Below are 457 nucleotides of genomic sequence, written 5' to 3'. Positions count from 1 at the left end.
ACCGCCGCCGGCGCCTCGTGCTCCCAGAAACGCAGCACCGTCCACCCGGCGGCGGTCAAGTGCTCGGTCGTCTCCCGGTCACGTGCCATGTTGCGATCGAGTTTGTCACGCCACCACTGGGCGTTCGCCTTCGGTTGCGTGGCATGCACGGGGCAGCCGTGCCAGAAACAGCCGTCGATCATCACGGCGACCTTGACGCGGGTGAAGGCGATGTCCATCGTCCGCCGGGGCATGTCCGGCACACGTGCGTTGACCCGGAATCGGTAGCCGGCCGCGTGCAGGAGCTTGCGCACCGCCACCTCGGGTGCGGTGTCGCGGCTGGCCTGGCGGCTCATCCGGGCGGAGACGCCGGGGGAGGAGGGTTTGGCCGTGCTCATCACTACCAGTCTCCTACGACCCGTCCGCCGCACGTTCGATGATCGCGAGGTCCTCCCTGGTGGAGTCCCTGGTCCGGAAA

The 457-nt window shown here is 68.5% G+C and carries 1 protein-coding gene; it reads right to left on the bottom strand.

Annotated elements, in window-relative coordinates; genetic code table 11:
- Positions 1-377 (bottom strand): very short patch repair endonuclease (locus RNB18_RS51860; RefSeq protein ID WP_311721039.1); only part of this gene is annotated, 377 nt, incomplete at its 3' end.
- Positions 378-457 lie beyond the last annotated feature (80 nt).

The organism is Streptomyces doebereineriae, assembly GCF_031845645.1.
Classification (GTDB): Bacteria; Actinomycetota; Actinomycetes; order Streptomycetales; family Streptomycetaceae; genus Streptomyces; species Streptomyces canus.
The sequence above is the reverse complement of the archived record's forward strand: the minus strand, read 5'-3'. Positions and strand labels throughout refer to the sequence as shown.